The following is a 25,343-nucleotide window of genomic DNA, read 5'->3' as shown; positions in this document are numbered from 1 at the left end:
CTACCTCCCGATCTGCGAGACGAGATAGGCCGTGGTGACCTTGCCGGGCGCGAGCGTCGGCTCGGCGATGGAGACGGCGAGCGCGCTGCGCGGCGCGACCGCGCCTTCGTTGAGAGCGATCGGCGCGTTGCTCATATTCTCGATGCGCAGAACCTTGCCGGTGAGCTCCTGCCCCCGATATTCCGCGATCATCTGGACTTTGAGCCCGCCGACGAAGACCGGGCGCAAAGTGCGCTGCCGCATCTCGTAGCCATCGACTATGCTGTTGGAATACATCGCCTGAACGAGTTCGACGGCTGCATCCTGCGGGCCGGCCTTGATCGTGGCGGCGACCGCCTCACCCGACCGATCTTTCGCGATCGCCGGGTTGGAAACGAAGACCTGCGCCGCCTGCTCGCCGCCAATGCGGCAAACGAACTTGTAGACATAGCCGCGCTTGGTCGTGCCGAAGAAGGAGAGCGCGGGCCGCCCGAAACCCTCGGGTACCGACAGATAGATGTCGCCGCGCACCGGTTCGTTGACGACGCTGAAATCGTCTGTCGGGTTGCCGGTGGAGATCTTCGAGACGCTGGCGAACTCGTCCTCGACGAGGCTGATGCGGGTCAGGTCCTTTGCCGACGCCTGGCAGTCGACCTGGCTGCTGTCGGACGCCATGATCGTCTGGTCCGCCCAGGCGGGTTCGGCGATCAGGAGCAGGCCGACCGCGACCAGTCCCGCGCCCATGAAACGGCTCGCGTGGCAATAATATCGGGAGCACAAGGCTGCGCCGGCAGCCGTGCTGCCGATGGCGATAGCACTCATCATTGATCTCCTTCCTCGGCTTTGGACACCATCCCGAAGCCGACGAGCTGCAGTGAGACGCCCGAATATTTCCATTTGAAGCGGAAGGTCCGGCGGTCCTTGGAGATGACCTTGCTGCCTACGATCGTGTGCAGGTCGCCCGTCACGTCCGAGGTCAGATTGTCCGGATCGAGCTTCATCGACTGGATCGCGAAGAACTGCGCGATCGAGGATCCGCGCTGCTCGTTGACGATTTTGAGAAGGTCCGCCTTGAGCCGCCCCTGTGCGCTTGGCGCCGTGATATCGAGAACCGACTTCATCCAGTATTCCAGGTTGCTCGGCGATCGATCGAGGGTCAGCACCGCGGCGTCGCGCGTGACCATCTCCAGATACTCGCGGCTGACCCCGGCGCTGCTGACTGTGAGCGGCGACCGCAGGATCGGCTGCAGGACGATCTCCCGATCGCGGGTCGCTACCATCAGGAAAAGGATGGCGGTAAGCGCTGCGAGCACGCCGGCGATGGCGACGAGGAGGTTGCGCTGCTTGAGAACGCGCTGGCTTTGCGCGTGGCTGTTGGCGATCTCCATGTCAGCCGGCCATCAGTCGAAGGTAGGAGGGCGGTGTCGCCTTCATGCCGGTGAACCCGGCCGGAAGGTGCCAATAGGCCATGTGCAGCAGCCAGGATGCCGCCCGTCCCGCCTTAGCGCGCTTCAAGCCCCACCAGCCTGCTCCAGCGAGCAAAATGCCGATAAGGATATGCTGAGACAGGATCCCCCAGGTGAACGGAATCACCATCGCGAGGAACTCATCCAGGGTCCACAGCCCGATCAGTTCTGGATCATCCAGATGAGTTGGAATGACATATTTGTCCGCAGACATCGCACCACCCTCCATTTGGACCGTCGGCGCTGCTACGCCGCCGGCCCGAACCCACGTCAGATCGTTGCGGTGACGGTCGAGGTGACGATCGGCACGCCGGTGCCGGCGCCCACGCCCACGCCTACCGGGATGGCGATCTGACCCATCGAGAAGCGCCCCGAGGCGAGCGCGACCACGCCGCCGGCGAGGCTGAGCACGGTGATGATCTTGCCGCCCGATCCCTCGAGGAAGTCGGTGAACTTGGTGAGCGCGGTGTCGAAGGTGGTGTCGGCGCCGGCGAAGGCCGGTCCGGCGAACATGAGCAGCGCGAAGGCCAGCGCCGCGATCACGAGGATCGCAAGCTCTACCCGCCCGCCATGCTTCAGTACCTGTTGCATGAGCATTTCCTTCCGATTGAGACGCGGCGGTTCCGCGCCCAATCGAAGGCTGTCCCCTCGCTCGCCGGCCGAGCAACCTTCCCCGGCTCGGCGCGTTGCGGGAGACATGAATTTTTCTTCCAGCCCGAGTCGCTTGGCGCCGCGCGCGAACCGCTCCGGTACGCGCTGCGAGCCGGGGTGGCCCGCCGTGCAGACCAGGACGGTCACCAGCGCGCGCCACGCTGGCCCGAAATCCGAGCCACCCGCGCGACTCGCGAAAATTTGCGATAAGATTGGTTAACGGTTAAGTTCTACCGTGGAATCGGCATGAGGTTCGTGCCGCGTAGCAAGGACGCGGGATCCGGCACTCAGGGGGGGGTCGAGTGGGGCAGGGTTACAAAACGTCACAGGGACAGGACGCGGCGGGAGTAGGTTTCCCCCGACAGGTCAGCATCGATATCTCCGAGCACTTCTTCCGCCTCACCACCGAAAGCGTGCGGCTGCGCTCGAACGAAACCCATTCTTACCAGACGCTCGCGACGCTGGTGAATGCCCGCGCCGCCTCCGCCGCGGCCATGGATCATGATTCCGATGTGCTTCGCTCGCATCTGGACAAGATCCCCACCGAAGGCGGCATTCGTATCAAACTGCGCGTTACCGCGAGCAGCGCCGAGAACCTCAGCGAGGCCCAGCATATTCTGGCCAAGCAACTCGGGCAGGGCATGTCCGCCGGCGACATGCTGTCGCTTCTCCTGTTCGACTATATCGTCGAGCAGAAGGCGAAGGCCGTCGTAGCGAAGCTGCGCGAACAGGGGCTCGATTTACCGCCTACCCAGGCCGCCGAAAAAATTGCGAGCGATTCGCAACAGGTAAGTCCATCCGTTCCAATGGCTTAGCCGATACCTATAAAGAAATTCAGGTCAGAGGTTGTTGCAAAGCGTTTCCCGCTGTGATTTGGTGCTCTTACGGAGCAGGATCAGGGGGCCGGTTCATGACATCCCTTGCCAGCAGCGGGGCACCTTCCTCGGACGAAAGCAAGTCCGCTGAAGAGAGCGCTGCGATCCCCTTCAGGGACTATATTCCTTACATTCTTCAGGCGATGTCGGATCAAAATGTGAGCGTGCGGAAACTGGCGCTCAAGACCGGCATCAGACGCAACCGCCTGTCTAATCTTCTGCGGCCCACCGCCGATCCTTCTACCCGCGAGAGCATGACGCTCGTCGAGTTCCAGACGATCCTTCACGTCCTTCAAATCGGGTTCATCCAGGCCGTTCTCGGTGTCGAAACTCTTCGCGATCTGGATCTTCTCCATGACGGCCGATTCTCTACGATGATGCAGATGATTTCCGAGGTGTTCGCGAGCCTGCCGCTCTCGCTTGTCCATGCGCTCAACGAAGTGGAAGGCATGGATGGCACCGAAATCCGCCGCGAATGGGCAGGTCCCTTGCGCGACGGCGTCGTTGACCGGGTGGTACGCGAGGTCATAGCGATCATCGAGCGTCGCGCCCGCATGGAGCAGAGCTTCCGCCTGGATTGATCGTCGGACGCCGTCCGCGCGATTCGCACCGACCTGGGTGCCTCGGGTCTCCCCTCAGAAGCGCGAAACGACCGCGCTGCGTCCATTGAAACGCGGCGATGTTGGAGTCGGCGGCAACGATGGGCCGGTAACACTGGCCGTCCGCGTGAAACCGCTCAAGCGCCGCCAGTTGAGGAGGATATCGTCGACATAGGCCTGGGTCTCGGCGATCCGCGGCATCTGGCCGCCCCGCACCCGTCCCGGCCCGGCATTATAGGCCGCCAACGCCAGATGGACCTGGCCGAAGCGATCGAGCTGGCTGCGCAGATAGCGCGCGCCGCCGTGCAGATTCTGCTCGATATCGTAGCGATCCACGCCCAGCCCCGCGGCCGTGCCGGGCATGAGCTGGGTCAATCCATAGGCATTTTTCGGGGAAACGGCCCGGTCATTGTAGCGGCTTTCGCGGATGATCATGGCGTCGAAAAGGCCGACCGGGATGCCATATTGGCACGCGATCGCGCTCATCATCCCGTAATAGCCCGCCCGCCGGATCTCCGCCTGGGCGCTGAGGAAACCGGCCGGCCGATAGCCTCCGGCATAGCATCCTGCCGTGTATCGGGTTGCGGCGCTGGCAAAGGCCAGTCCGCCGCGCATCCACGCAGGGACGGGTATCGCCTCCAGCGTCGGCTCGGCAGAAACGCCGGGCGCGGCCGCAACTGGCGGCGCCGCCCCGGAAGCCGACACGTCGACCGGCGAGGTCTCGCCGGGGGCCACTTGCCCGTAGGTCTGCGCCATCTGGAACTGCACCCAATTGCGGCTGAGATCATGGACGCTGAACGAGGCTGGAAGCGCGGCTGGACGTGCCTCGGCGAGCGGAGCTCCTTCGTCCACCGCCGGCTTGTCCGAGCCGTCTATGCCATCTGTTCCCGCAGCGGCCGACAGGCGTGGCGGCGCCGGCACGCCCATCGTGATGAGTTGGACAGTGCGCGGCGAACCTTGCGGGCTGGCGGCGGCAAGCGGGGCCGCGAGGGTGATGGTGAGCAGCGGTGCAGCAAGGAGCGCGGTCTTCATAAAACCTCCCGAAACCTGTCCTTGCCCGAGTGGAGGTGAACCCAAATCCCGTTGTCAATCCCGTGGCGCCTGGTCAGACTTTGCCCATTGCGCTCCAAAAGGGCTCCTCCATGTGGCTGATCGACCGGCAGGGCGACGGACAAAAAGGTCGTCGCATCCCCCTTCCCGACCTCGTGCGGTCCGCACTGGTGCGCTGGTATATGGGCGAAGGCTCGCGCGGCGATGAAGAGGTTGGGATCGCGCTTGTCCAACAAGCGCGGATCGGCGCCAAGTGGATCGCGTGCGACTGCCTGGGGCCCGACACCCGGCCGCCGGTCCTGACCCCTGCCTTTCTATCGGAAGCTGAAACCTATTATCTGCGGCGCCTGACGGGCGCCGACCGGCCCGAGCACCGTCCCCAATGCCCCTTCTTTCGCGAGCAGGCGACCAATCGCATTTCGGAAATCCGCACGCCCCATTCGCCGGCCGATCCCCCGGAAGGCTATTTCGAAGTGCTGCGGCCAGCCCCTGAGAAGCTCGCGCAGAAGCCGCAGGCCGACAGTATCGACGACAGGACGCGCAATGCGACGGTGCCGCGTCTCGCCCGCCTTCTCTGGCGGCTTATGACCCTGGCCGGTGTCCAGCGCACGCCGCCGCTTGGGGCGGAGCCGCCCGAACGCTCCATTGCGCAAGAATTCGGGGCCTTGAGCGCGGCGGCCGCGCGGATCGAGCTTGCACCCGGCATCGAGCTCGGCCGCGCCTTATGGACACACGCCCGTCCCTTTCACAGCAATCGCGTTTTCGCAGGCCTGCGCGCGCTATCCCATCAGTGGCCACCTGGTCACGCGCCGCAGGCGTTCCTCACGCTCTATGCAACAGCGGTGCAGGGCGCGACCATCCATGTCGCGGGCGCCGAGCCGCTGGTGCTCGCCAATCGGGTGCAGTCGCCATCGATCCGCGGCAACCCGATCAAAGGTCCTTACCTGGTGCTGGTCGTGGTCGGCGAATATCCCGAGGCCGACGGCTATGCGGCGCTGCGCGCCTATGCGCAGCCCATCGTCTCAGGCCAGCGTTTCGTCCCGGTTGCCTCCGAATTCGAGCGATCTCTCTATCGCGGCCTGCTCGACGCGCGACGAGGGCTCGATCGCCTCGGTATCGATCTCGTGATCGAAAAGCCGCTCTTCGACCAGTTGACCCCGCAAGGCGCCTGTCGGCCCGACTTCCTGCTTGAAGCGCTATCGAGAGAGACCGGCGAGATCCGGCAGCTGGTCGTTGCGGCGCAGAGCGCGCTCGACGAGAACTATCTGGCAGTGAAAGCCGCCATCCATCCGCGCCTCGAGATGATCGCGCCGCTGATTAGCCTCGGGCCCGACGCGCTTGAGCGCGGTGCCGTACCGGATATCGTGCGAACCGCCTTAGGCCTGTGAGCCCGGCGCATCAGGCAATGGTGATCCGGTGAGCGCCCTCGCCTCTGCTCAGGACCAGCGGAGCGTCGCGGCAAACCATGCCACGATGCCCAAGGTGACCGGCGTCGACAGCAAATAGAGTTTCTGCCAGCGCCACCAGGTCCGGGGCAGGAACAATGCTGCTCCACGCACATCGTGGATTTGGCGCCAGGCACGCTCTTGAACCAGCTGTCCGAGAAGCACCGCGACCGACAGCGAAACCGCGAGCGCGCAGCACAGGCCGACCCCAACGTAAATCGCAAGCCAATTGGCAATTTCCATCTGCGTCAACTGCGCCATGATTCTCTATGTCTTTCTTGCCATGTCCAGTACGCGCCTGAGACGACACCTGTTCCCGCGCGTTCGACACTTCCTAGAACAAGCATATTGGCAAATGGTTTAGCTCCAAAATGGTCTTAATTCAGCCTGTTGAACCCGCCCATTCTTTGCCCATCTTGCCTTGAGGGTGAATGAAGGCCGCACGGGGTGCCTGAAGCGTCGCGGGTTCGTGCGGAATCCCACGAAAGGCAACGGTTCAAGGGCGAAGAAGGCTGTGCTGGCTACGGTATTGGTGATCGTCTTCCAGGGGACGGAAAAGGTGGGCATCTATGACGATCAGCCAGCGGCCAGCGCGGCCTTGTGGAGCTTCGTCGACGCGCACTGGGACGAGGCGCACCATGGTCCCGCGCCAGAAGCCAGGAGCGAGGCGCAACTGAACCTCTTCTTTGCCGGAGAGGGCGACAGCTATGTTATTGCGGAGGCGGATCTGGGCGACGCAGCGCAGGCTCTCGGTTCGCCGCTATAGTAAGTCGATCGCACGATCTCGAAATCCGTGTGATGTTTCATACATCATAAGTGCAGCTTCACATTTGAGTGTAAGAGCCCTATGATTCCTGGGGCGGTCTGCTGTCTACCGTCCAGCCCTTTGCCTCTCTTCGATAGCAGCGAGATGATCTTGCCTGATTTCACCCGAACGCCGTCCGGTCCCCGCGATCGTCCGGCCCGCTCGCCGGACCGCTGATGCCGGAAAGGCGAGACTGCGCTCTGCCCGAAACGCTGGGTGGCGCCGCGCTGCGGGGCCTGCGCGGCCGCTGTCCGCGCTGCGGCGACGCGCGGTTATTCCACCGGTTCCTTAAACCCGTGGCCGTCTGCGCACACTGCCGCCAGGATTGGAGCCATCAACGCGCGGACGACTTTCCCGCCTATGTGGCGATCATCGTGACCGGTCACCTCATGGCGCCCCTCATCATCGCGCTGGCCCGCGATTTCGCGCTCTCGGTCACCGCCATGATGGCAATCATCGTACCGCTGGCGCTTGTTCTGCTCCTTAGCCTGTTGCAGCCCGCCAAAGGCGCGATCATCGCGTTGCAATGGTGGTGGGGCATGCATGGGTTCGTAAGGGAGCGTCCTGAACCGTCCGCCAAGTCCGGGGATGGCCTACCTTGAACGGAATGAAGCACGCATCCCGGCCCTCCTCCCGCTAATTGCAGAGCAACTTGATCGCTGATGGGCGGACGAGGGAGCGTCCGACGGAGGCAGGCCTACGCGTTAATACCGTCGTGGGAACGCATCATTGCGCGTTTGTAGGCATCGCGGCCGGTGGTACGAGCCAGGTAAGCTTGTTCGGCTTCGCCCAGCGTGATGCCGCAGTTGCGTTGGCCCAGGTTCAGCGCGTAGCTCACCGAGATGTCGGCAGCAGTAAAATCCTCGCCCGCGAGGTAAGGTGAACTCGCTAGGCGTTGGTTGACCAGCTTCAGCCGCTTCTGGAATGCCCCTAGGCACCACGTCGCACCCCAGTTCTCGCGTTCGGCTTCGGGCGCCAGGAAGCGGCTGACGACGACGGGCATCATCAAGGTAGCGAGGCCGGCCTCGCCCAGGTGTAGAAACTGCTGATAGGCGGCGAAATTCGGATCGTGCGGATCTGGCGCGAGCGGCGTCGGCCCGTAGCGGGCCATGAGATACTCCATGATCGCGATTGACTCGACCATGACGACGTCGCCGTCCTGGATCGCCGGGATGTAATCGGCCGGATTGACCGCGAGGAACTCGGGATTCCGCTCGGGGGCCAGCATGTCAACCTGCCGGATGCGGTAAGGAAGGCCCATCTCTTCGAGCAGCCAGACGACCCGGATCGATCGCGATGTCTGTCCACCCCACACGGTAATCATCCGCCGATCCTCCCGCGTTTCCCTGACGCTCGACATTCGCGCACCTTACATGGTCCCGCCAGCGCATGCATGCGCGAAGCATAACGTCAGCGGGGTGGTTTACCGACAACTGGCCCACCCGTTAATGGGAAGGCAGCGAACTTCTCACGTCCAACGGCAACAGTGCGGGCCGAACGGCATCAAAGCGGCAGAGAGACCTCGAAGACACTCCCCTCCCCTGGCGCGCTGCACTTGAGCATGATCGTGCCGCCGTGCAGCTCGACCAGCTGCTTGACGAGCGCCAGCCCGATCCCAAGTCCTTCCTGCGTGCGCTGGTTGGACCCATCGATCTGCGCAAACAGATCGAAGATCCGGGCCTGCATCTCGGCCGGGATGCCGACGCCCGTATCGGCGACCTCGATGCGGACCTGATCCTCCTCGCGCCTCGCGGAGAGGCGAATTTCTCCGCCCGCAGGCGTGTATTTGGCGGCGTTGGTGAGGAGATTGCCGACGACCTGCGCAAGCCGGGCATGATCGGCCTCCAACCAGATCGGCTCAGGCGCGACATCCTGGATCAGCTCATGGCTGGCTGCGTCGATATGATGGCGTGATCCTTCGACGGCAAATGTCAGCAGATCCTGGAGCAACAGATGCTCCTTCTTGAGCGCGATCTTGCCTTGGTCGATGCGTGCGATGTCGAGCAGGTCCTCGACCAGGCTGCCGAGATGCCGCACATATTTGCTCATTTGCCCGCGCACCATCGTGGCTGTCTCGGGATCGGGCCTGCGTTCCATCAGGTGCAGCCCGGCCCCCATTGCCATGATGGGATTGCGCAATTCATGGGCGAGAACCGCCAGAAACTCATTCTTGCGGCGATCTGCGGTCTGCAGCACGCCGGTCAGCTCCTCAAGCGCATCACGCTGCGCCCCGATCTTCTGGCGCTGACGATAGAGGTCGAAGAAGATGCGCGCCTTGGAGCGAAGGATATCGGCCTCGATCGGCTTCTGGAGGAAGTCCACCGCCCCCGCCTCATAGCCCCGGAAGCGGCGTTGCTGGTCGGCGCTGCCGGCGGTCAGGAAGATGATCGGAACATCGCGCGCCCGCTCGCTTGCGCGCATGAATTCGGCAAGCTCGAAGCCGTCCATGCCGGGCATCTGCACGTCGAGCAGGGCGAGCGCCACATCATGCTGGAGGAGAAGCTCCAGCGCCTCCTCCCCGGATCGGGCCTTGAGGATCGACACACCCTGGTCGCCCAGCAGCGCCTCGAGCGCCAGAAGATTTTCTTCCAGGTCATCGACCAGAAGGCAGTTAGGCAGAGGGTTCTCACTCGTCATGGAGCCACCAGGGTCTGAAGGTAAGCGAGGATGCCGGGCACATCTTGAGTCCGCGCTTGGGGCCACGCCGCAAGCGCGGCGGCCGGCATGGTGGAACTCGAAGCACTCGTCGGGTCTTCGACAAGGGTCAGGCCGCCCGCCTCCCCGACGGCTCGCAGGCCCGCGGCGCCATCCTCGTTCGCACCGGTCAGAACGATGGCGACGAGATTGGGGCCGAAGGCGTCGGCCGCGGTCTCGAAGAGGACGTCGATCGCTGGCCGCGAATGATGAACCGGCTCGTCCATCGCCAGGGCCACGCGGCCATCCTGTTCTATCAGCAGATGATAATCGGCCGGCGCGAAATAGACCGTGCCCGGGACAGGAGTCTCCTTGTCTTCCGCCTCCTTGACTGTCAGCCCGCAGCGATCCGCGAAAAGGGTGGTGAGGGCGTTGGTGCGATCTGGCGGTATATGCACGACGATGAAGATCGGGACGGGGAACGTTGGCGGGAGCGCGGGCAGGATTTCCAGCAGGACCTGCACCGCGCCGGCCGAGGCGCCGATGACGACCGCCCTGATCGGATCCCGGCTCATCCGTCCACCCGCTGATAGATCTTCTCTGCTGTATCGAAATCGGCAAAGGCCGCCGCGTGCCGGGAAAAGCGCAGGCTCTCCTTCGAGCCGAGCCCCAGAAATCCCTTGCGGGCGAGGGAATCGCGGAACAGTCCGATGGCGCGATCCTGGAGCTCGCGATCGAAATAGATGAGCACGTTGCGGCACGAGATGAGATGCATCTCCGCAAACACCGCGTCGGTCACCAGGCTATGGTCGGAAAAGACGACCTGGCTCCTGAGCGTCTTGTCGAACACGGCATGCCCGTAGTCGGCCGTATAATAGTCAGATAGCGACGTGCGCGCGCCCGACTTCTGGTGATTGGCCGTATATTTCTGTATCTGGTCGAGCGGATAGATCCCCGCCTGCGCCGCCCGTAAGGCATCGGGATTGATATCGGTCGCATAGAAGATCGTCCGCGCGCCGAGACCCTCCTCGCGGAAGAGGATGGAAAGCGAATAGAGCTCCTCGCCGTTGCTGCAGCCGGCTACCCAGACCTTGAGCGAGGGATAGGTTCTAAGGTGCGGGATGACGCGTTCGCGCAGCGCCTTGTAGTAGGCCGGGTCGCGGAACATCTCACTGACCTGCACGGTCAGGTAATTGAGCAGGCGCGGCAGCGTCTGCTCATCATGGAGCAGGCTTTCCTGCATCGCCGAAAAACTCGCAAAGCCCAACTGGCTCCGCGCCTGCACGAGGCGCCGCTTGATCGAGGCGCGCGCATAGGGGCGAAAGTCGTAATGATAACGCTGGTAGAGCGCTTCCAGCAGGAGGCCGATCTCCAGATCCTCGAGGCCGCCTGTCACCGAGATCTCCTCATCGGGGCATCCAGACGCGCACCAGCGACAAAAGTTTATCGACGTCTATGGGCTTGGCCATATAGTCGTTGGCGCCCGCTTCCAGGCAGCGTTGCTGATCGTCCGGCATGGCCTGCGCGGTCAGCATCACGATCGGCAGCTTCGTCCAGCGCGGATCGGCCCGGATCTCGCGCGTCGCGGTCAGCCCGTCCATGACCGGCATCATGACGTCCATGAGCACAAGGTCGACGGCCTTCTTCACATCGTCCCCGGCTTGGGCGAGCGCATCGATCGCCTCCTGCCCGTTGCGGGCGATCTGGACGATCGCGCCGCGCGGCTCGAGCACGCTCGACAGGGAATAGACGTTACGGACATCATCCTCGACGATGAGGATGCGCCGACCCTCGAGCGCGGCATCGCGGTGACGCGCCTTTTCGATCATGCGCCGCCGCTCGGGCGGCAGCTCGGAGACGACCTGGTGGAGGAACAGGGAAACCTCGTCGAGCAACCGCTCAGGGGATTTGGCGCCCTTGATGATGATCGAACTCGAATACCGCCGCAGCCGCTGCTCGTCGTCGGCGGAGAGGTCGTGCCCGGTATAGACGATGACCGGCGGGAAGCCGTGCTCTCCCTCCTGGCTCAGCGTTTCCAGCAGATCGAACCCCGAGGTGTCCGGCAGGGTCAGGTCTAGCACCATGCAGTCGAACGTCTCGCGCCGCAGCTGTTCCAGGCATTCGGCGGCCGTGCCCACGCCGATCGTCTCGACATCGTCCGAGCCCAAAAGCTTACCCACGGCGTCGCGCTGAACCGCATCGTCCTCGACAATGAGGACCCGGCGCATGCGCGAGGCAAGCTTCGCCTGCAGGCCCTCGAGCACCTGCGCGAGTTCTTCGCGCTTGACCGGCTTGATGTGGTAGCCGACCGCACCGAGCGACAGCGCGGTCTGGCTCTGGTCGGCCGCCGAAATCACATGGATCGGAATATGGCGCGTTTCATCGTCATGCTTCAGCCGGTCAAGGACGGTAAGCCCGGACTGGTCCGGCAGACCCAGGTCGAGAACAATCGCGCTCGGCTTGAACTCGTGAGCATGTTTGATCGCGTCCTCCGCATTGCCGGCGATGACGCATTGGAAGCCGAGTTCGCGTGAAAGCTCGCACACGATCTGTGCGAACACCGCATCATCTTCGATGACGAGCAGGACCCGGTTGCCCTCGGTCAGGCTCGCCCGGTCGTCTTCCAGGCTCCATGCCGATGACGCGGGCGCCGGACGCAGGGGAATGGCGGGGGCGGCCGCGACCGGCGCGGGACCCGGGTCGGAACGCCGCCGGGTCGGCTGGGCGACGGTCTCATAGGCCAGTGGAATGGTGAGCGTGAAGGTGCTGCCTTCGCCAGGGCGGCTCTCCAGCGCAATCCGGCCGCCGAGCAGGCGCGCGAGCTCGCGAGAGATGGAAAGGCCAAGGCCCGTCCCGCCGAATTTCCGGCTGATCGTCGCGTCGGCCTGGTGGAAGGCCTCGAAGATCGAGGCCTGCTGCTCCGCCGAAATGCCGATGCCCGTGTCGCTGACGGCGAAGCGGATGGACGCATCATCCACGCGCTCAATGGCGAGGCTCACCTGTCCGCGCTCGGTGAATTTGAAGGCGTTGGACAGGAGATTCTTGAGGATCTGCTCGAGCCGCATCCGGTCGCTCTCGATCGTGCGGGCACAGTCATCGGAAAGCCTGATGTCGAAACCAAGGCCCTTCTTCTCGGCAAGCGGGTCGAAGGTCCGCCGCAGGTCGCCCGTCAGCCGCTGCAGCGCGACGGTCTCGGGACGGATCTCGATGTGCCCGGCCTCGATCTTGGACAGATCAAGGATGTCGTTGATGAGGGTCAGGAGGTCATTGCCCGAGGACTCGATCGTATTGGCATATTTGATCTGCTCGTCGGAGAGATTGCCCTTCGGATTGTCCCCCAGAAGCTTGGAAAGGATCAGCAGCAAATTGAGCGGCGTGCGCAGTTCGTGGCTCATGTTGGCCAGGAAGTCCGACTTATACTGACTGGCCTGCTCGAGTTCGTGCGCCTTGGCGCCTAGCGCCGCGCCGGCCCGCTCCAGTTCGTTCCGCTGGGTTTCCAGCGTCTGCGCCTGTTCCTCAAGCTGGCTGTTGGTCTGTTCGAGTTCGACCTGCTGCTGTTCCAGACGAACCTGGGATTCCCGTAGCGCCCGACCCTGCTCTTCGAGCTCTTCGTTGGAGACGCGCAGTTCCTCGCTCTGGGCCTGGAGCTCGCCGGCTTGGCGCTGCGTTTCCTCGAGCGCGTCCTGGAGCCGGGCCCGGAAGCGCGCCGAGCGCAGGGCGATGCCGATCGCCGGCGAGACACGCTCCAAGAGATCGAGCACCAAGGGATCGATCGGCTTGAAGAAGCCGAGCTCCAAGACCGCATTGACCTGCGCGTCCGCCTTGGCCGGCACGATGACCAGATGACGCGGCTTGTCGCGACCGAAAGCCGAGCCGATCGTCAGATAGCCCTCCGGCACGTCTTCCAGGACCAGCGCCTTGCCATCGACTGCGACCTTGCCCAGCAAACCCTCCTTGATGTTGAAGGAGGAGGGCATATTGGCGTCGGCCGGAACCCCGACCACGGCCGCCCGCCTAAAGTGGCCGCTCTCGCCCTTGAACAGGGCGCCGCCCGAGAGCCCCGTATGCTCGGCCAGGAACGCCAAGATGTCCTCGCCAAGCTGTTCGACGGACTTGTCCCCGCGCATCGCCTCGGAGAGGCCGACTTCGCCGGACTGCAGCCATTCCTGCCGCGCGCGCGCCCGTCCATTACGGAGCAGCAGCACGAAGATCGCGATGGTGAGTGCGGAGCCCAGCAGACCCGAAACAACGCCGCTGGTGATGGCGGCACGCGCCGCGTCCGTCATGTCGCCCATGCGCTCTTCCCGCAGCCGCACTTCTTCGCGGGCCATGCCGTCAAGCTGGGCGCGGATGGCGTCCATCTCGCCCTTGCCGCGGTCGGTTGTCACGATCCCCATGGCAGCGGTCAGGCCCTGCGTGCGCCGCAATTCAATCGTCTCTCGCAGTTCAGCCAACTTGGAATCGATATGACGGTTGAGCGGTTCCAGGCTCGCTTGCTGCACCGGATTGTCGGCGGTCAGCGCCTTCAGCGCCGCGAGCCGCGCGGGCAAGGCGGCGACTGCGGTCCGGTAGGGCTCAAGATAAGCGTTGGTCCCGGTCAGCAGATAGCCGCGCTGGCCCGTCTCTGCGTCTTTGGCGGTGGAAAGAACTTCGTCGAGTGCGATCAGCACTTCATGGGTATGGCGAACGGCCTTGTCGGCCTCGCGCAGCGCCTGGATATTCGAATAGGCAAGCCACGTACTGATCAGGAAGAAAGCCAGCCCCAAGATCAGACCCGCGATGAGCCCATAATTCTTCCGCTGCGGCGTGCCAACGGCCGTGCCCTTATTCCCCAACATTTCCGCCAACCCCGTATCCTGTCCCGACCGCGCCAAAGGTGGCTGTCATACCCTTTTTTCCAGCCCGTGAAAGGATTTGGCGCATATACTCGCCGCGCCCCCCTGCGGCCCCGCGCGTAGCTAGATCACCCGGACAATCTTGTTTCGGCCCGTCGATCCGCGCAGCAATTCCAGTGCAGACACTGGTTCACCGAGCGCTGCTACCAAAAGCCTGAGCACGGCTTCGTTCGCCTTGCCACATTCAGGCGTCGCTGTCGTCCGGACCTGCAAGATGCCGCCTCCGGTCGGCAGGATGATGACATCAGCGGAGGCATTGGGCGTCACGCGAATGGAAAGCCGCCCCGCGCCATGGACGAGAGCCAGAATATCTGCCCGTGGCGGACAGGACACTTTAGGCCGCCGTGGCCGCGCAAAGCCGTTTCGCTTTTGGGGATGGGCCCAAAGGCAGTTTGATCCAGGACATCGCGGGCTGCCCGCCCCCGCGTCATGCCAGCCCCGCTTAAGCGCGGCGGCGCGCGGCGCGAGACAGCCAGAGAGCGACAAATCATGACCGGCGGTCCTCGGCCGCACTGGGCTGCTGATCAGCCCGACGCGCCGCTTCCCTGTTCTGCCGATCATGGGCGCGGCCTCCGGCCACGGTCACGGCGAAGAACAGCACCATCAGGACGAGGGAAATGATGACGATCGCTGCGATGATCATAATGCGTGCCGGCCCTTTTGGATTCCGTCGGACCTGCTCCCTGCGGGAGACAAGCTTACAACCCGCAGCGGCATGGCGCCTCGCTCATGTAAGTACCATCTATCGATAGAGACTGTGAATATAGAGATTTGATGTTCTATACATCAGCGGCGGCGCCCGCGCGCCGAAGAAAAGCGGTACGGCCCGGACCCGCTAAGAAGCGGACCCGGGCCGTACATCTTGGCCTCGGCGGCGCGCCTTGGCCATTCGTCTTGGCAGTCGCGGCCGCCTGCGACACGCCCAAACAGGCCTTCAGATCGGGCCGCTGCCGCGCAGCAGAACCCGGCCAAGCCTTTCAGAAAAGGCGCGCGGATCGAGCGGCAGTTCGCCGTCGGCGACGCGGGCCTCGTCGAACAGCAGATGCGCTGCATCCTCGCGCAAATCCGCCTGCTCTGCGCCTACCGCGCTGAGCCGGGTAACGAGCGCGTGCCGGGGATTGATCTCGAGGACCGGCTTGCTCACTTGCGCAAGCTGCCCCGCGCCCGCCAGGAGCCGCTCCATCTGGCGGTCCATGCCGTGTTCGGGCGCGACCAGGCAGACCGGGCTGTCGGTCAGCCGTTCCGACGCGCGGACATCGGACACCACATCGCCCAGCGTCGCCTTGACGAAGTCGATGAAGCCGGCGACCTCGTCCGACGTTTCCGCCGGCGGTTGCTCGCCATCGGCGAGGGGGATGAGACCCAGATCCGACATGCCCTGTGTCACCGACTTGAACGGCTTGCCTTCGAAATCCGGCGCTCCGGTCACCCAGAAACCGTCGATCTGGTCGGTCAGCAGGAGCACCTCGATGCCGCGCGCGCGGAAGCCTTCGAGCTGCGGCGAGGAGGCGAGCCGCTCGATGTCGGAACCCACCGCATAATAGATCGCGGTCTGGTTCTCTTTTAGATCGGCAGCATAGTCCTTGAGCGACCGCCATTCATTGTTCGACGTGCTGGTCTTGAAGCGGGCGAGCCCCAGCAGCGTCTCGCGCCGGGCGTAATCCTCGTAGAGACCCTCCTTCAGGACGGACCCGAAATTATCCCAGATCTTGAGATACTTGTCGCCATCGCTGTTCGAGAGCTTTTCCAATTCGCTCAGCACGCGGTTGGACACACCCTTCTGGATGGCGGCCAGAACCGGGCTCTCCTGGATCATCTCGCGCGAGACGTTGAGCGGCAAGTCCTGCGAGTCGACCAGTCCGCGCACAAAGCGCAGGTAGCGGGGCAGGATCTGCGCCTCGCCCGTGATGAACACCCGGCGGACATAGAGCTTCATCCGCCCCGACCGATCGGGGTCGAACAGGTCGAAGGGTCGCATCTCAGGCACAAAAGCGAGCACATTATATTCGTGCACGCCCTCGGCGCGGTAGTGCAGCGTCAGTGCCGGCGTGTCGAACTGTCCGGCGTTGGTCCTATAGAAGTCAGTATAGTCTTCCTCGCTGATTTCGGACTTGGACCGCGTCCACAGCGCCGCGCCATCGGCAATCTGCGCCGGCTCCGCATCGGGCTTGTCCTTGAGGACGATCGGGACCGGGACATGGCCCGACTGCGCCTTGATCTTGGGCTCCACGCTGAAGCGCCGAGTATAGTCGGCCGCATCTTCCTTGAGATGAAGAATGACGCGCGTTCCGCGCGCCGGAGCCTCGGCCGGATCAGCATCCCCGATCGAGTAGGTGCCCAAACCATCCGACGTCCACAGGCCAGCACCCTCCTCGCCAGCGCGGCGCGATAGCACGTCGACCTTGTCTGCGACCATGAAAGCGGAATAGAAGCCGACGCCAAACTGGCCGATGAGCTGGCCGCCCTCGCCATCCTTCTTGGCGGCGATCTGTTCCATGAAGGCCTTGGTGCCTGAGCGGGCGATCGTGCCGAGCGCCTCGGCCATTTCGGCCTGGGTCATGCCGATGCCATTGTCCTCGATGGTCAACTGGCGCGCATCGGGATCGAGCGTAATCGTGATCCGCGGCTGAGGGTCGTCACCCAGCAGTGCCGGCGCCGCTATCGCTTCGTAGCGCAGCTTTTCGCAGGCGTCGGCGGCGTTGGACACCAGTTCGCGAAGGAAGACATCTTTGTCCGAATAAACGGAGTGCACCATCAGGTGCAGCAGCTTGGCGACATCGGCTTCAAAGGACCGCGTGTCGGGGGAAGCGTCGGTAATCGTGCTCATCGCTATATTTCGCTCTCCTTAGAATGGCGGGCGAAATCTGGTTGGCACCGCCCGGTTTTTCAACCCGGGGAACCGGCGTGATCGCGGGGCAGGACCCAAGTGACGCACCAGTTCGGCGGGATGATGAGCCTCAAATCCGTCGCGGGGGCCTGGCAGGCGTCATGTGGCTGGGTGAAATTCTCCTGCCGATTGCTGCCGGCACAGTGGTCCTGCCTGACGCCCGCCGCTAATCGTCAGCTGCGACGCTATCTTTCTCTTGGGGCCGGTCGTAAATGGGGGGCGGCACGCGCCAGGCGCCTTTGTGATCCATTTCGATCGGCAAATCGCATCGCTCGCAGAACGCTTTGTACTGGCCCTGCTTGTCGCGCGCTATGGAAGCGGAAGACGGCTTATGCCGACCCAGAAGACAACGCACATACATGGTCCACGTCTAACGCGATCGACGGGACATTTGTAGCACCCGCGAGTCAATTCCCACCACACTGACCCAAGGTACTTGTTATGCCCGCTTCAGCGGAAAGGCGGAACCGACGTTCTCGGCTCCGCCGTCCTGTCGTCAGGCCGCCGTGCTCTGGTCGCGACCGCGATCCATGGCCGTCAGTCGATCCTTAGCGGCGAGCTTGAGCTTCTTGAGACGGGCGACCAGAAGCTGGTCGGGTACAGGCCGCCGCAGTTCCTGCTCGATCTCTGCCTCCAGACGGGCGTGCTCCTCGCGCAGATGGTTCAGATAATGGTCGGACATCGTCTTCTCCATGCCAGGTTGTGACTATGTGCGCGTGCTCGCGCACAGCCTGAGAATAGGTGCGTGCCCTTTCTTTTTCCAGTGATTCCCGAGGCCTGCGGTCGACATCAGGATGGCCTTGGTCTGGCGCCACAGCAATCGTACAGCAACACACCGCCTGGTCGTCAAAGCACCGCTATCGTCTCAGCAAAGATTTGGAAAATCTCCCATGGATCGTTTCTTTACCGCCATCGCAACACGTTCCGCCACAATCATGGGCCAGCCGCTGGCTTTCATTCTCTCGACCCTGTTCATCATCCTCTGGGCCGTCAGTGGACCATTCCTGAATTACTCCGACACCTGGCAGCTCATCGTGAACACCGCGACGACCGTCCTGACATTTCTCGCCGTGTTCCTCATCCAGAACAGCCAGAACCGCGATGGCGCCGCAATGCAGGCCAAGCTCGACGAAATCATCCGCGCGCTCGACAAGGCGCGCGTCGAGTTCGTGGGCATCGAGCATCTGACCGACGCCCAGATCGCCAAAATTCGGGAAGCCCTGGAAAACGATATCCGCAATGAAGCAGACGACGACAAGGATCGGACCGTCACCCGCACCGTGGAAACTCTGCTCAAACGCTACTGACGAGCGCACAGCGCCCGTTCGGAGCGCTGGCGCCTCATGATGCGCGGGTTGGTGCGTCCACCAGACACCCGGCTCGTGAAGCTGCTGGCGTTAGAGGCCCTTGGCCATATTGAGGTGCGCAGTGACGATCGGCACGAGCTCGGACGCGAAAGCCTTGAGGGGCGCAACGTCGCCGCTTGCCGCATAGGCCTTGAGCGCATCCAATGTCTTCTGGTGGCCATCGGCCTGGAGGCGCGCATAGGCGCGATCAAACTCGGCGCCCGACTTGGTTTGCAGATCGGCGAGCTCCTGCTGCTGGGCCGGGGTCAACGCCGCATCAGGCGCGATCGCCGGCGTCGCGGCCGCGGCCGCCGTTTTGAGCTTCGCAGTCGAGTCCGTGTGGGCCTTGATCATCTGCTCGGCGAAGGACTTGATCTTTGCGGACTGCGCCTTGCTCGCCGCGAGTTTCGACGTCTCGATCTCGAAAGCGTCGCTTGCTGCCGCCGTGTTTGCAAAGGCCTGTCCCGGGCTCAGGACCGCAGGTGCCGGCGCGGCAGGTTCGGCCGCGGAGGTCGCTCCCGTATTCTCGACAGGCTCGGCCTTCTTGCCGCAGGCTGAAAGGCAGAGCGCGGCGGCCGAAAGAGATACCAAAAGAAGCGGTTTCATGAATGACTCCCCCATTCGAGCAGGACGCCTGCTCAACGCGGACCAGGCTTCATCGTTCCAGCGGCGGACCTTTTCGAACGCGGGACGTTTCACCCCTGCCCGCCCGTCGCGCGGCATGAGACCCAAGGAGACGAGACGATGAGCATCTTCGGCAACATTCTGAGCAAGATCTTCCACCCGAACGCGGCCAAGGCCGCGCCCACGACAACTGCTCCGGCTCCCGCCGCCGCTGCACCGGCGCAAACATCGGTCGACGTCGGGCCCGTCCTGGAGGCTATGGCCGCAATGAAGGACGATCATGGCGGCAACTACAAGAACTCGATCGTCGATCTCCTGAAGCTTCTCGATCTCGATTCCAGTCTCACCGCCCGAAAGGAGCTGGCCGAGGAACTCGGGGTGAATGCCGGCGAACCCGGTTCAGCCGAACAGAATATCGCGCTTCACCGCGCCGTCATGGACAAGCTTGCCGAAAATGGCGGCATTGTTCCCGACGACATGCGCAATTAGGCGGTTGCGCATCGCGGCTGTTCCAACGGAGCAGCCGCATTGCCGCAACGACGATCCAGCGAGTGACGACGGCTGCGAAGGCGTGCAGGCCGGGCAGGTCCCGGATAAAGCTTGGCGCGCCTACAAGGGAGGCATATTGCCGACCCCATGACAAACACACGCAACATTCTGGTCGTTGAGGATGAACCGCTCATCGCCATGATGCTCGAAGATTTCATCGACATGATGGGTCATCGGATCGGCGCGGCCGTAGGAAGCGTCTCCGACGCGCTCGCCGAGATCGAAGCGCAGAGCTTTGACCTCGCCATCCTCGACCTCAACCTAGGCAACGAAACCTCCTGGCCGGTCGCCGACGCGCTTCAGGATCGCGGCATCCCGTTCGTCCTTGCCACGGGTGGCGACCTCCAGGCGCCGTCCGAGCGCCATGCCGGCGCCCGGACCCTGACCAAGCCCTATACTTACGAGAACGTACAGGCTTCCATCGACGCGCTCGCGGGCGTCTGACAAACACGTGTGTGCAGCGTCAGGCAGCCATTGCCCCCGCCGCCTGCCCGGGCTTCAGGACGATCTTCGTGTAGCTGTCCTGCTCGTCGTGGAATTTCTGATAGCCAAGTGGCCCGTCCTCGAGCGCCATGCGGTGGCTGATAAGGAAGGTTGAATCGATCTTGTCCTCCGCGATCGCGGCATAAAGGGGCTGCAGATAGCGCTGCACATGCGTCTGGCCGGTCTTGAGGGTCAGGCCCTTCTCCATCAGCGCGCCCAAGGGGAACTTATCGACGAAGCCACCATAGACGGCGGGCATCGAGACACGCCCGCCCTTGCGGGTCGCCAGGATCACCTGCCGGATGGCGTGGATGCGATCGGTTCCCAGGAAAGTGGAAGCCTTGATCTGGTCGATGATATTGTCAGCAAAGGCGCCGTGCGCCTCAAGACCCACGCAATCGATCGCCGCGTCGGGGCCGATCCCGCCCGTCATCTCCATCAGCGCCTCATAGACCTTGCTCTCCTCGAAATTGACGGTCTCGGCACCGAATTTACGCGCAAGTTCGAGGCGGCGGGGGAAATGATCGATCGCGATAACCCGCTCGGCACCCATCAGGAAGGCCGACTGCACCGCGAACAGGCCGACCGGACCGCAGCCCCAGACCGCCACTGTGTCGCCCGGCTCGATCTCGGCATTCTCCGCCGCCATCCAGCCCGTCGGCAGAATGTCCGAGAGGAACAACACCTTTTCGTCCGGGATGCTCTCGTCGGGAATGACGAGCGGGCCGACATCGGAGAAGGGCACGCGGACATATTCGGCCTGCCCGCCGGCATATCCTCCGGTCATGTGGCTGTAGCCGAACAGGCCGGGCATCGGATGGCCATAGCCCTCGCGTCCGATATCCTGGTTATCGGCCGGGTTCGCATTCTCGCACGCCGAATATTGCGTCTTCGAACAGTGGTAGCAGCTGCCGCACGAGATGGTGAACGGCACGACGACGCGCTGTCCGGTCTTGAGGCTGCTCTTGGGCCCGACCTCGACCACTTCGCCCATGAACTCGTGGCCGAGAATGTCGCCCTTCTGCATCGTCGGGATATAGCCGTCGTAAAGATGCAGGTCCGACCCGCAGATCGCGGTGGAGGTCACGCGGATGATCGCATCGCGCGGATTGACGATCGCGGGATCGTCGACAGTGTCGCAGCGTACGTCGTGCTTGCCGTGCCAGGTGATCGCCTTCATCGCGCTTACTTTCCTTCTTCTGCGAGGATGCGCGGATTGCGCGCGTTGGTAGCGATTTCGCCAGTTTCCATAAGCTGCTTGAACCGGCGCAGGTCGCGCCGCGTCTGGATCCTCGGCTCGCGCTGGAAGAGCTTGGCGACCAGTTCGCCGATCACGCCGCCGGGCGGATCATAGGCGATCACGGCGCGCACGACGGTGCCGCGCCGCCCGGCATCGCGAAACTCGATCCGGCCGCTATTGGCGACGTCGGCGCCCTCGGCAGACTGCCAGGTTATCTCCTCGCCCGGCACGTCCTTGGTGATGACCGACTCCCAGGACACTTCGCGGCCCGCCGGCGCCTTCACGGTCCAGCGCGACCGATCGCGGTCGATCGGCTCGATCGAGACGATATTGTCCATGAACGAAACCAGGTTCGTGGGATCGCGCCAGAAATCATAGAGCTCGCGCGCCGGTCGGTTGATCGTCACCGCCTCGGCCAGCAGCTTGCGATCGGGATCGGCGGTTTTCGACGCGGTGACGGGGGCGTCATCCTGTCCGGCGGTGCGACTGCGCATTTCAGAATCTGTCATGGCTGCGGATCTCCTTCATTCGGGAACGTCACCGCGGAGCGCGGGTTCCGATCGATGCCAGGATCACAGACCTCCCAACCGACCGATCGGACGTCTGGCCAAGCGATAGGAGAGCAAGCTGGAAGACGCCGCCGGATGGATCGCCCCGATCGCGACGATGATCGCCGCCATGATGACAGCCGCCAATCTTGGTGCTCGCGTGACTGGCTGGGGCTTCGTCGTCTTCACGCTAGGCTCGATCTGTTGGTCACTTGTCGGGTTCTCGACCGGGCAGACAAATCTGCTGGCGACCAACGGCTTCCTGACGCTGGTCAACCTGATCGGCATCTGGCGCTGGCTCGGCCGGCAGCGCGCCTATGAAGATGGCGGCCAATCCGCCAGCGAAGCGAGCCGACGCTCGGCGCTGCCCACGCTCTTTACGGCCACCGGGATCACCGGCCTCCCCGTCACGGCAGCGGACGGCGAGGTGGTCGGCACCGTGGTCGAGGCCCTGGTGACCTGCGCGGACGGCACCGTGAGCTACGTGGTCATACGCTCGGGCGGCGTGGGCGGCATCGGCGAGACACTGCGCGCAGTCGCACGCAGCGATCTCGACTTTGGCTGCGAGGGCTTCACCCTGCATCATGAGAAGACATGGTTCGAGGCGCTGCCTGGGCTCGCCGATGGCGACTGGCCCGCGGCGCCCGAGGCGACGGGCACGACGCCGGCACGCAGCTAGATGGCTGGGTAGTCACAGCGTCGAGGTTCGACTCTCGGTGGTCACCATGACTTGCTGAACGAGGAGAGAGACGGCAGACTTGCAGGAGGGGGCGACGATCATGCAGGACGGCATTGCGCGGACCTCCGCGCCCGAATTTCTTTCCATATCCCTGGACAACGCGCTTCCGCCGCTGCCCGGCGAGAAGCCTGAGCGGATCGCCTCGGATCTTGGGCGCGGCCTGTGGTCGTTGATGGCGCGCGCCGGCCGCAATGTGTTGCCCGGGCCCGTCCACAGAAGCGAACTTGGCCTTACGGACGAGTTCGACGCGCTCGTGGAGGCTGCCGGCCAGGTGGTTCTCACCAGTGGCCACCGCCTGAGCGAACTCCTCTGGACACGCAGCGGCCCCTACTGGAAAGGGGCACTAGCCCGCACGCTCATCCTGCAGCAGGCGCGCCAAGGCTTTCTTCTGCTACTCGCCCAGTCGGTAACGCCGCGCGCCGTCCTTTTCGGCCATGCCTCGCCGCTGGTCGTCGAACTCGGCATCGAGGGTGATCTGGACCTCGCAGGTCCGCATCTCGTGCTGCTCGTCTGTACCGTCGATCCCACAGGCAAGGCGGTGGCACGGCGCGGTTATGCGCAGGCCATCAAGAGCGCGCGCTGCTTCATGCCTGTGGGATCGGCCTTCGAGCGGGACGCGCTCGAGGCGCTCATCGCGCTCCGCGAAAAGCTCGACTGTCATGGTGTGGAGTGCACGATCATGCGCGACCTTGGCGAGGAGGGCTTCGCTCGTGAATGGCAGGTCGGTCTGCGCCGTGAGGCGACGACAATCGGCCAGCTGCGGATCGTGCTTCCCGGCGACGTGGGGATCGCGGAGGATGGGGAGATGGGGGCTGCGATGGCCGAGGACGGGGCGTACGCCCTGACACCAGCGAATTTCGCGGATGGGCGCTTCGTCGCCTGGCTTGAGCGGGAAATCGTCGAAAATGGCGCGGCGAACGGCGGATGACGCGGAAGGGTCTTTCTGGATCACCACGAACAGAAGAGCTGGTGTGTGCGGCCCGCAGCGCTGGTCGGCGCCGCGAGCCGCTTGAGCCCCCGCTCTGTTCCCTTTGACACATAGAGGGGCGCGGTTAGCAATGACCTAAAGGCGGAGCATCCGGGCGGCGCATATTCTGACAGACGTGATTATTCGCCCGACGACGAAAGATGACGTCGCGAACCGTTGATGAGAGCGCGGCCGGGTAACATAGCTTGGCCTTACCGGCCAGCTTTGGTAGACCGCCAACGCGCTGCGAAAAGGGCGGCGCCGGGACTGCTAATCCCGCGAACGCGAGCAACTCGGAACCATCGGTTCCCGGGGTGCCGCTGCGCATGTCCAGACCTCAGGGTTAAAGGTGGCGGCGCATGTGTGTTCGCATGTTAGCAGCTCCGGCGGCTCCCGCGTCCAGTGCGCGGGAGTTCGGGAGATCGCTCCTTACGCTTTCGCTTCGACAGTTTGACAGGAAGGTCAGGCGATGGATGCGAGTGACACGCGGGGCCGGGCGGTGGCAGTTGGCCTGATGCGCCTGGCGCTGACTTTCCTAGACGAGATCGACGACGATATGGTGATCGCGAGGCTTCAGCATGCCATCGACACCGCGCTCGCCAAAGGCGGGCTCGAGGACATCGATCCCAGAAGCGCGGCGCTTATCGCCGCCATGCCGCTCGACAGCTAAGCAGGCTGACCGGCGCGCAGCGCATCGGCACTGCCGCCGGAACGAGTATCCGACGTGCCGAGGTCCGTTGCACGCTAAGGAAAAAGAGAGGGCGGATGCGCTTCCATAACGGCGCGCACGGGCAGTCTGCCCGCTATTGCAACACAGGGGGGCCGAATGCGACCAACCGGTCCGCCGCAGTGGAGGCCTCGCGCTCCRCTCGGCGCTTGGCGGTATGTTCGTGCTGAAGCGCCATGGTCTCGAAGGCCGCGACGGACCTCAGTGCGCGGTCGCGGGCGTTGCTGAGGGTCGCCGCGTCAGCTTCCGCCCGGGCGCGGGCCGCCAGCCCGCGATAATGCTCGGCGTCATTCGCCATGAACAATCCTTTCGAATACAAAACCAAAGGGCGGCATTTCATGCCGCCCTCCTTGTCGCTCAGTCCTGCGTTTGCAGGTTGACCGCGCTGGTCTTGCCGCGGCGGTCGGTTTCCAGTTCATAGCTGAGCCGCTGGTTCTGGTTGAGCGTGTTAAAGCCCGCGCGCTCGACAGCCGAGATGTGGACGAACGCATCCTGTCCGCCGGTTTCGGGGGCGATGAAGCCATAACCCTTGTCGGCGTTGAAGAATTTGACGGTGCCAGTGATGGTGCTCATGTAAGATATCCTTCTAGGATCGGGCTCCCGGAGATCGGGAACCCTCGTGCTGCGAGGGGCAGGGAAAGAAGGAAGAGCAGAGCCGCAAAGCACCGAAAGACCGTCTATTTGCGACTGTAGCATGCGCGATATGGGGCCTGATCACGCAAAAACAAGACCGCCATTCCCGACGGCGCACGAGCGGGCGCAGATCCATGAGATGCGAAGGCCGGCCGCAAGGTCGCCCTCGCGACCCGCAGACCTTCAGAAGGGGGTTGGGAG

The 25,343-nt window shown here is 63.7% G+C and carries 31 protein-coding genes; 11 read left to right on the top strand and 20 right to left on the bottom strand.

All coding sequences use genetic code 11. From position 1 onward, the window contains the following. The 4 genes from AB4Z00_RS18380 to AB4Z00_RS18365 are packed head-to-tail and all read right to left on the bottom strand — an operon-like array spanning position 1 to position 2,036. Entirely contained in the window at positions 1–804 is an 804-nt protein-coding gene (locus tag AB4Z00_RS18380; protein WP_379481060.1) for a type-F conjugative transfer system secretin TraK, read from the bottom strand. Continuing rightward, a complete protein-coding gene (locus tag AB4Z00_RS18375; RefSeq protein WP_303761832.1) occupies positions 801–1,367 on the bottom strand; it encodes a type IV conjugative transfer system protein TraE in 567 nt (188 codons plus the stop codon). Before AB4Z00_RS18375 ends, AB4Z00_RS18380 begins: the two co-directional genes overlap by 4 nt. Position 1,368: 1 nt before the next feature. Then, entirely contained in the window at positions 1,369–1,659 is a 291-nt protein-coding gene (traL, locus tag AB4Z00_RS18370) for a type IV conjugative transfer system protein TraL (protein WP_008832027.1), read from the bottom strand. 56 nt (positions 1,660–1,715) lie between these two features. Further along, a complete protein-coding gene (locus tag AB4Z00_RS18365; RefSeq protein WP_008832026.1) occupies positions 1,716–2,036 on the bottom strand; it encodes a TrbC/VirB2 family protein in 321 nt (106 codons plus the stop codon). Between the two features lie 362 nt (positions 2,037–2,398). Between AB4Z00_RS18365 and AB4Z00_RS18360 the strand changes: the two genes are divergently transcribed. Then, entirely contained in the window at positions 2,399–2,911 is a 513-nt protein-coding gene (locus tag AB4Z00_RS18360; protein ID WP_442046838.1) for a hypothetical protein, read from the top strand. Positions 2,912–3,006: 95 nt separating this feature from the next. Next, positions 3,007–3,552, top strand: a complete 546-nt coding sequence (locus AB4Z00_RS18355; RefSeq protein WP_442046837.1) for a hypothetical protein — start codon at positions 3,007–3,009, stop codon at positions 3,550–3,552. A gap of 54 nt (positions 3,553–3,606) precedes the next feature. Here the strand turns inward: AB4Z00_RS18355 and AB4Z00_RS18350 are convergent, their stop codons facing one another. Further along, positions 3,607–4,602 (bottom strand): lytic transglycosylase domain-containing protein, encoded by a 996-nt coding sequence (locus AB4Z00_RS18350; RefSeq protein ID WP_442046836.1) that lies wholly within the window; start codon positions 4,600–4,602, stop codon positions 3,607–3,609. A gap of 110 nt (positions 4,603–4,712) precedes the next feature. On the opposite strand from AB4Z00_RS18350, the gene AB4Z00_RS18345 reads away from it, so the two are divergent. After that, a complete protein-coding gene (locus AB4Z00_RS18345) occupies positions 4,713–6,008 on the top strand; it encodes a hypothetical protein (RefSeq protein WP_442046835.1) in 1,296 nt (431 codons plus the stop codon). A gap of 48 nt (positions 6,009–6,056) precedes the next feature. Here AB4Z00_RS18345 and AB4Z00_RS18340 read toward each other — a convergent pair whose 3' ends face one another. Next, positions 6,057–6,326 (bottom strand): hypothetical protein, encoded by a 270-nt coding sequence (locus AB4Z00_RS18340; protein WP_442046834.1) that lies wholly within the window; start codon positions 6,324–6,326, stop codon positions 6,057–6,059. A 253-nt stretch (positions 6,327–6,579) separates the two neighbouring features. Here AB4Z00_RS18340 and AB4Z00_RS18335 point away from each other — a divergent pair, with 253 nt between their 5' ends. After that, a complete protein-coding gene (locus AB4Z00_RS18335) occupies positions 6,580–6,831 on the top strand; it encodes a hypothetical protein (protein WP_442046833.1) in 252 nt (83 codons plus the stop codon). A 215-nt stretch (positions 6,832–7,046) separates the two neighbouring features. Continuing rightward, entirely contained in the window at positions 7,047–7,472 is a 426-nt protein-coding gene (locus tag AB4Z00_RS18330) for a DUF983 domain-containing protein (RefSeq protein WP_442046832.1), read from the top strand. A 95-nt stretch (positions 7,473–7,567) separates the two neighbouring features. Here the strand turns inward: AB4Z00_RS18330 and AB4Z00_RS18325 are convergent, their stop codons facing one another. From AB4Z00_RS18325 to AB4Z00_RS18285, 9 genes are all read right to left on the bottom strand, one after another. Then, positions 7,568–8,194: a glutathione S-transferase family protein gene (locus AB4Z00_RS18325; protein ID WP_442046831.1), complete on the bottom strand. Its 627-nt coding sequence runs from the start codon at positions 8,192–8,194 to the stop codon at positions 7,568–7,570. Between the two features lie 179 nt (positions 8,195–8,373). Then, positions 8,374–9,573, bottom strand: coding sequence for a sensor histidine kinase (locus tag AB4Z00_RS18320; protein ID WP_442046830.1), 1,200 nt, complete (start codon positions 9,571–9,573; stop codon positions 8,374–8,376). Beyond that, positions 9,504–10,079, bottom strand: coding sequence for a chemotaxis protein CheB (locus AB4Z00_RS18315; RefSeq protein ID WP_442046829.1), 576 nt, complete (start codon positions 10,077–10,079; stop codon positions 9,504–9,506). The genes AB4Z00_RS18320 and AB4Z00_RS18315 overlap by 70 nt, the downstream gene beginning before the upstream one ends. Then, positions 10,076–10,900, bottom strand: a complete 825-nt coding sequence (locus tag AB4Z00_RS18310) for a CheR family methyltransferase (protein WP_379481069.1) — start codon at positions 10,898–10,900, stop codon at positions 10,076–10,078. Before AB4Z00_RS18310 ends, AB4Z00_RS18315 begins: the two co-directional genes overlap by 4 nt. A gap of 10 nt (positions 10,901–10,910) precedes the next feature. Next, positions 10,911–14,342 (bottom strand): response regulator, encoded by a 3,432-nt coding sequence (locus AB4Z00_RS18305; protein WP_442046886.1) that lies wholly within the window; start codon positions 14,340–14,342, stop codon positions 10,911–10,913. Positions 14,343–14,462: 120 nt separating this feature from the next. Continuing rightward, positions 14,463–14,960 (bottom strand): DUF167 domain-containing protein, encoded by a 498-nt coding sequence (locus tag AB4Z00_RS18300; protein WP_442046828.1) that lies wholly within the window; start codon positions 14,958–14,960, stop codon positions 14,463–14,465. After that, positions 14,887–15,042 carry a hypothetical protein gene (locus AB4Z00_RS18295; RefSeq protein ID WP_395395855.1) on the bottom strand — a complete coding sequence of 52 codons (156 nt, stop codon included), beginning with the start codon at positions 15,040–15,042 and terminating at the stop codon, positions 14,887–14,889. The genes AB4Z00_RS18300 and AB4Z00_RS18295 overlap by 74 nt, the downstream gene beginning before the upstream one ends. A 291-nt stretch (positions 15,043–15,333) precedes the next feature. Then, positions 15,334–17,226, bottom strand: a complete 1,893-nt coding sequence (gene htpG / locus AB4Z00_RS18290) for a molecular chaperone HtpG (protein WP_442046827.1) — start codon at positions 17,224–17,226, stop codon at positions 15,334–15,336. 556 nt (positions 17,227–17,782) lie between these two features. Next, a complete protein-coding gene (locus AB4Z00_RS18285) occupies positions 17,783–17,968 on the bottom strand; it encodes a YdcH family protein (RefSeq protein ID WP_442046826.1) in 186 nt (61 codons plus the stop codon). 208 nt (positions 17,969–18,176) lie between these two features. On the opposite strand from AB4Z00_RS18285, the gene AB4Z00_RS18280 reads away from it, so the two are divergent. Next, positions 18,177–18,593, top strand: a complete 417-nt coding sequence (locus AB4Z00_RS18280; protein ID WP_008832008.1) for a low affinity iron permease family protein — start codon at positions 18,177–18,179, stop codon at positions 18,591–18,593. A 90-nt stretch (positions 18,594–18,683) separates the two neighbouring features. Here AB4Z00_RS18280 and AB4Z00_RS18275 read toward each other — a convergent pair whose 3' ends face one another. Beyond that, positions 18,684–19,238, bottom strand: a complete 555-nt coding sequence (locus AB4Z00_RS18275; RefSeq protein ID WP_442046825.1) for a DUF4142 domain-containing protein — start codon at positions 19,236–19,238, stop codon at positions 18,684–18,686. 138 nt (positions 19,239–19,376) lie between these two features. Here AB4Z00_RS18275 and AB4Z00_RS18270 point away from each other — a divergent pair, with 138 nt between their 5' ends. Together AB4Z00_RS18270 and AB4Z00_RS18265 are read left to right on the top strand one after the other, a co-directional pair. Continuing rightward, positions 19,377–19,745 (top strand): DUF3597 domain-containing protein, encoded by a 369-nt coding sequence (locus tag AB4Z00_RS18270; protein ID WP_442046824.1) that lies wholly within the window; start codon positions 19,377–19,379, stop codon positions 19,743–19,745. 147 nt (positions 19,746–19,892) lie between these two features. After that, entirely contained in the window at positions 19,893–20,249 is a 357-nt protein-coding gene (locus AB4Z00_RS18265) for a response regulator (RefSeq protein ID WP_442046823.1), read from the top strand. Positions 20,250–20,268: 19 nt separating this feature from the next. Here the strand turns inward: AB4Z00_RS18265 and AB4Z00_RS18260 are convergent, their stop codons facing one another. Both AB4Z00_RS18260 and AB4Z00_RS18255 read right to left on the bottom strand, forming a co-directional pair. Further along, positions 20,269–21,468 carry a zinc-dependent alcohol dehydrogenase gene (locus AB4Z00_RS18260; protein ID WP_442046822.1) on the bottom strand — a complete coding sequence of 400 codons (1,200 nt, stop codon included), beginning with the start codon at positions 21,466–21,468 and terminating at the stop codon, positions 20,269–20,271. Positions 21,469–21,473: 5 nt separating this feature from the next. Continuing rightward, positions 21,474–22,037: an SRPBCC family protein gene (locus AB4Z00_RS18255; RefSeq protein WP_379481073.1), complete on the bottom strand. Its 564-nt coding sequence runs from the start codon at positions 22,035–22,037 to the stop codon at positions 21,474–21,476. 157 nt (positions 22,038–22,194) lie between these two features. Here AB4Z00_RS18255 and AB4Z00_RS18250 point away from each other — a divergent pair, with 157 nt between their 5' ends. The 3 genes from AB4Z00_RS18250 (at position 22,195) to AB4Z00_RS18240 (ending at position 24,452) form a co-directional block, all read left to right on the top strand. Beyond that, positions 22,195–22,755 (top strand): PRC-barrel domain-containing protein, encoded by a 561-nt coding sequence (locus AB4Z00_RS18250; RefSeq protein WP_442046821.1) that lies wholly within the window; start codon positions 22,195–22,197, stop codon positions 22,753–22,755. 100 nt (positions 22,756–22,855) lie between these two features. Further along, a complete protein-coding gene (locus AB4Z00_RS18245) occupies positions 22,856–23,743 on the top strand; it encodes a hypothetical protein (RefSeq protein ID WP_442046820.1) in 888 nt (295 codons plus the stop codon). 508 nt (positions 23,744–24,251) lie between these two features. Beyond that, complete coding sequence (locus tag AB4Z00_RS18240) at positions 24,252–24,452, top strand: hypothetical protein (protein WP_011950602.1); 201 nt, start codon at positions 24,252–24,254, stop codon at positions 24,450–24,452. A gap of 133 nt (positions 24,453–24,585) precedes the next feature. Here AB4Z00_RS18240 and AB4Z00_RS18235 read toward each other — a convergent pair whose 3' ends face one another. Beyond that, on the bottom strand, positions 24,586–24,849 hold the full coding sequence (locus tag AB4Z00_RS18235) for a hypothetical protein (protein WP_442046819.1): 264 nt from the start codon (positions 24,847–24,849) through the stop codon (positions 24,586–24,588). Between the two features lie 17 nt (positions 24,850–24,866). Next, the gene (locus tag AB4Z00_RS18230) at positions 24,867–25,082 is read right to left on the bottom strand and encodes a cold-shock protein (RefSeq protein WP_011950600.1); all 216 of its coding nucleotides are present in this window, start codon (positions 25,080–25,082) and stop codon (positions 24,867–24,869) included. Between the last annotated feature and the right edge of the window lie 261 nt (positions 25,083–25,343).

Source organism: Novosphingobium sp. YAF33 (assembly GCF_052113265.1).
Classification (GTDB): Bacteria; Pseudomonadota; Alphaproteobacteria; order Sphingomonadales; family Sphingomonadaceae; genus Novosphingobium.
The sequence above is the reverse complement of the archived record's forward strand: the minus strand, read 5'-3'. Positions and strand labels throughout refer to the sequence as shown.

Coding starts and splice junctions, on each gene's coding strand:
- AB4Z00_RS18255 (WP_379481073.1), bottom strand. CDS start 22,037: ATGACAGATTCTGAAATGCGCAGTCGCACCGCCGGACAGGATGACGCC.
- AB4Z00_RS18330 (WP_442046832.1), top strand. CDS start 7,047: ATGCCGGAAAGGCGAGACTGCGCTCTGCCCGAAACGCTGGGTGGCGCC.
- AB4Z00_RS18295 (WP_395395855.1), bottom strand. CDS start 15,042: ATGATCATCGCAGCGATCGTCATCATTTCCCTCGTCCTGATGGTGCTG.
- AB4Z00_RS18260 (WP_442046822.1), bottom strand. CDS start 21,468: ATGAAGGCGATCACCTGGCACGGCAAGCACGACGTACGCTGCGACACT.
- AB4Z00_RS18280 (WP_008832008.1), top strand. CDS start 18,177: ATGGATCGTTTCTTTACCGCCATCGCAACACGTTCCGCCACAATCATG.
- AB4Z00_RS18265 (WP_442046823.1), top strand. CDS start 19,893: ATGACAAACACACGCAACATTCTGGTCGTTGAGGATGAACCGCTCATC.
- htpG (WP_442046827.1), bottom strand. CDS start 17,226: ATGAGCACGATTACCGACGCTTCCCCCGACACGCGGTCCTTTGAAGCC.
- AB4Z00_RS18300 (WP_442046828.1), bottom strand. CDS start 14,960: ATGATCGGCAGAACAGGGAAGCGGCGCGTCGGGCTGATCAGCAGCCCA.
- AB4Z00_RS18275 (WP_442046825.1), bottom strand. CDS start 19,238: ATGAAACCGCTTCTTTTGGTATCTCTTTCGGCCGCCGCGCTCTGCCTT.
- AB4Z00_RS18270 (WP_442046824.1), top strand. CDS start 19,377: ATGAGCATCTTCGGCAACATTCTGAGCAAGATCTTCCACCCGAACGCG.
- AB4Z00_RS18365 (WP_008832026.1), bottom strand. CDS start 2,036: ATGCAACAGGTACTGAAGCATGGCGGGCGGGTAGAGCTTGCGATCCTC.
- AB4Z00_RS18285 (WP_442046826.1), bottom strand. CDS start 17,968: ATGTCCGACCATTATCTGAACCATCTGCGCGAGGAGCACGCCCGTCTG.
- AB4Z00_RS18375 (WP_303761832.1), bottom strand. CDS start 1,367: ATGGAGATCGCCAACAGCCACGCGCAAAGCCAGCGCGTTCTCAAGCAG.
- AB4Z00_RS18315 (WP_442046829.1), bottom strand. CDS start 10,079: ATGAGCCGGGATCCGATCAGGGCGGTCGTCATCGGCGCCTCGGCCGGC.
- AB4Z00_RS18240 (WP_011950602.1), top strand. CDS start 24,252: ATGGATGCGAGTGACACGCGGGGCCGGGCGGTGGCAGTTGGCCTGATG.
- AB4Z00_RS18345 (WP_442046835.1), top strand. CDS start 4,713: ATGTGGCTGATCGACCGGCAGGGCGACGGACAAAAAGGTCGTCGCATC.
- AB4Z00_RS18250 (WP_442046821.1), top strand. CDS start 22,195: ATGATCGCCGCCATGATGACAGCCGCCAATCTTGGTGCTCGCGTGACT.
- traL (WP_008832027.1), bottom strand. CDS start 1,659: ATGTCTGCGGACAAATATGTCATTCCAACTCATCTGGATGATCCAGAA.
- AB4Z00_RS18350 (WP_442046836.1), bottom strand. CDS start 4,602: ATGAAGACCGCGCTCCTTGCTGCACCGCTGCTCACCATCACCCTCGCG.
- AB4Z00_RS18305 (WP_442046886.1), bottom strand. CDS start 14,342: ATGTTGGGGAATAAGGGCACGGCCGTTGGCACGCCGCAGCGGAAGAAT.
- AB4Z00_RS18230 (WP_011950600.1), bottom strand. CDS start 25,082: ATGAGCACCATCACTGGCACCGTCAAATTCTTCAACGCCGACAAGGGT.
- AB4Z00_RS18245 (WP_442046820.1), top strand. CDS start 22,856: ATGCAGGACGGCATTGCGCGGACCTCCGCGCCCGAATTTCTTTCCATA.
- AB4Z00_RS18340 (WP_442046834.1), bottom strand. CDS start 6,326: ATGGCGCAGTTGACGCAGATGGAAATTGCCAATTGGCTTGCGATTTAC.
- AB4Z00_RS18355 (WP_442046837.1), top strand. CDS start 3,007: ATGACATCCCTTGCCAGCAGCGGGGCACCTTCCTCGGACGAAAGCAAG.
- AB4Z00_RS18325 (WP_442046831.1), bottom strand. CDS start 8,194: ATGATTACCGTGTGGGGTGGACAGACATCGCGATCGATCCGGGTCGTC.
- AB4Z00_RS18380 (WP_379481060.1), bottom strand. CDS start 804: ATGATGAGTGCTATCGCCATCGGCAGCACGGCTGCCGGCGCAGCCTTG.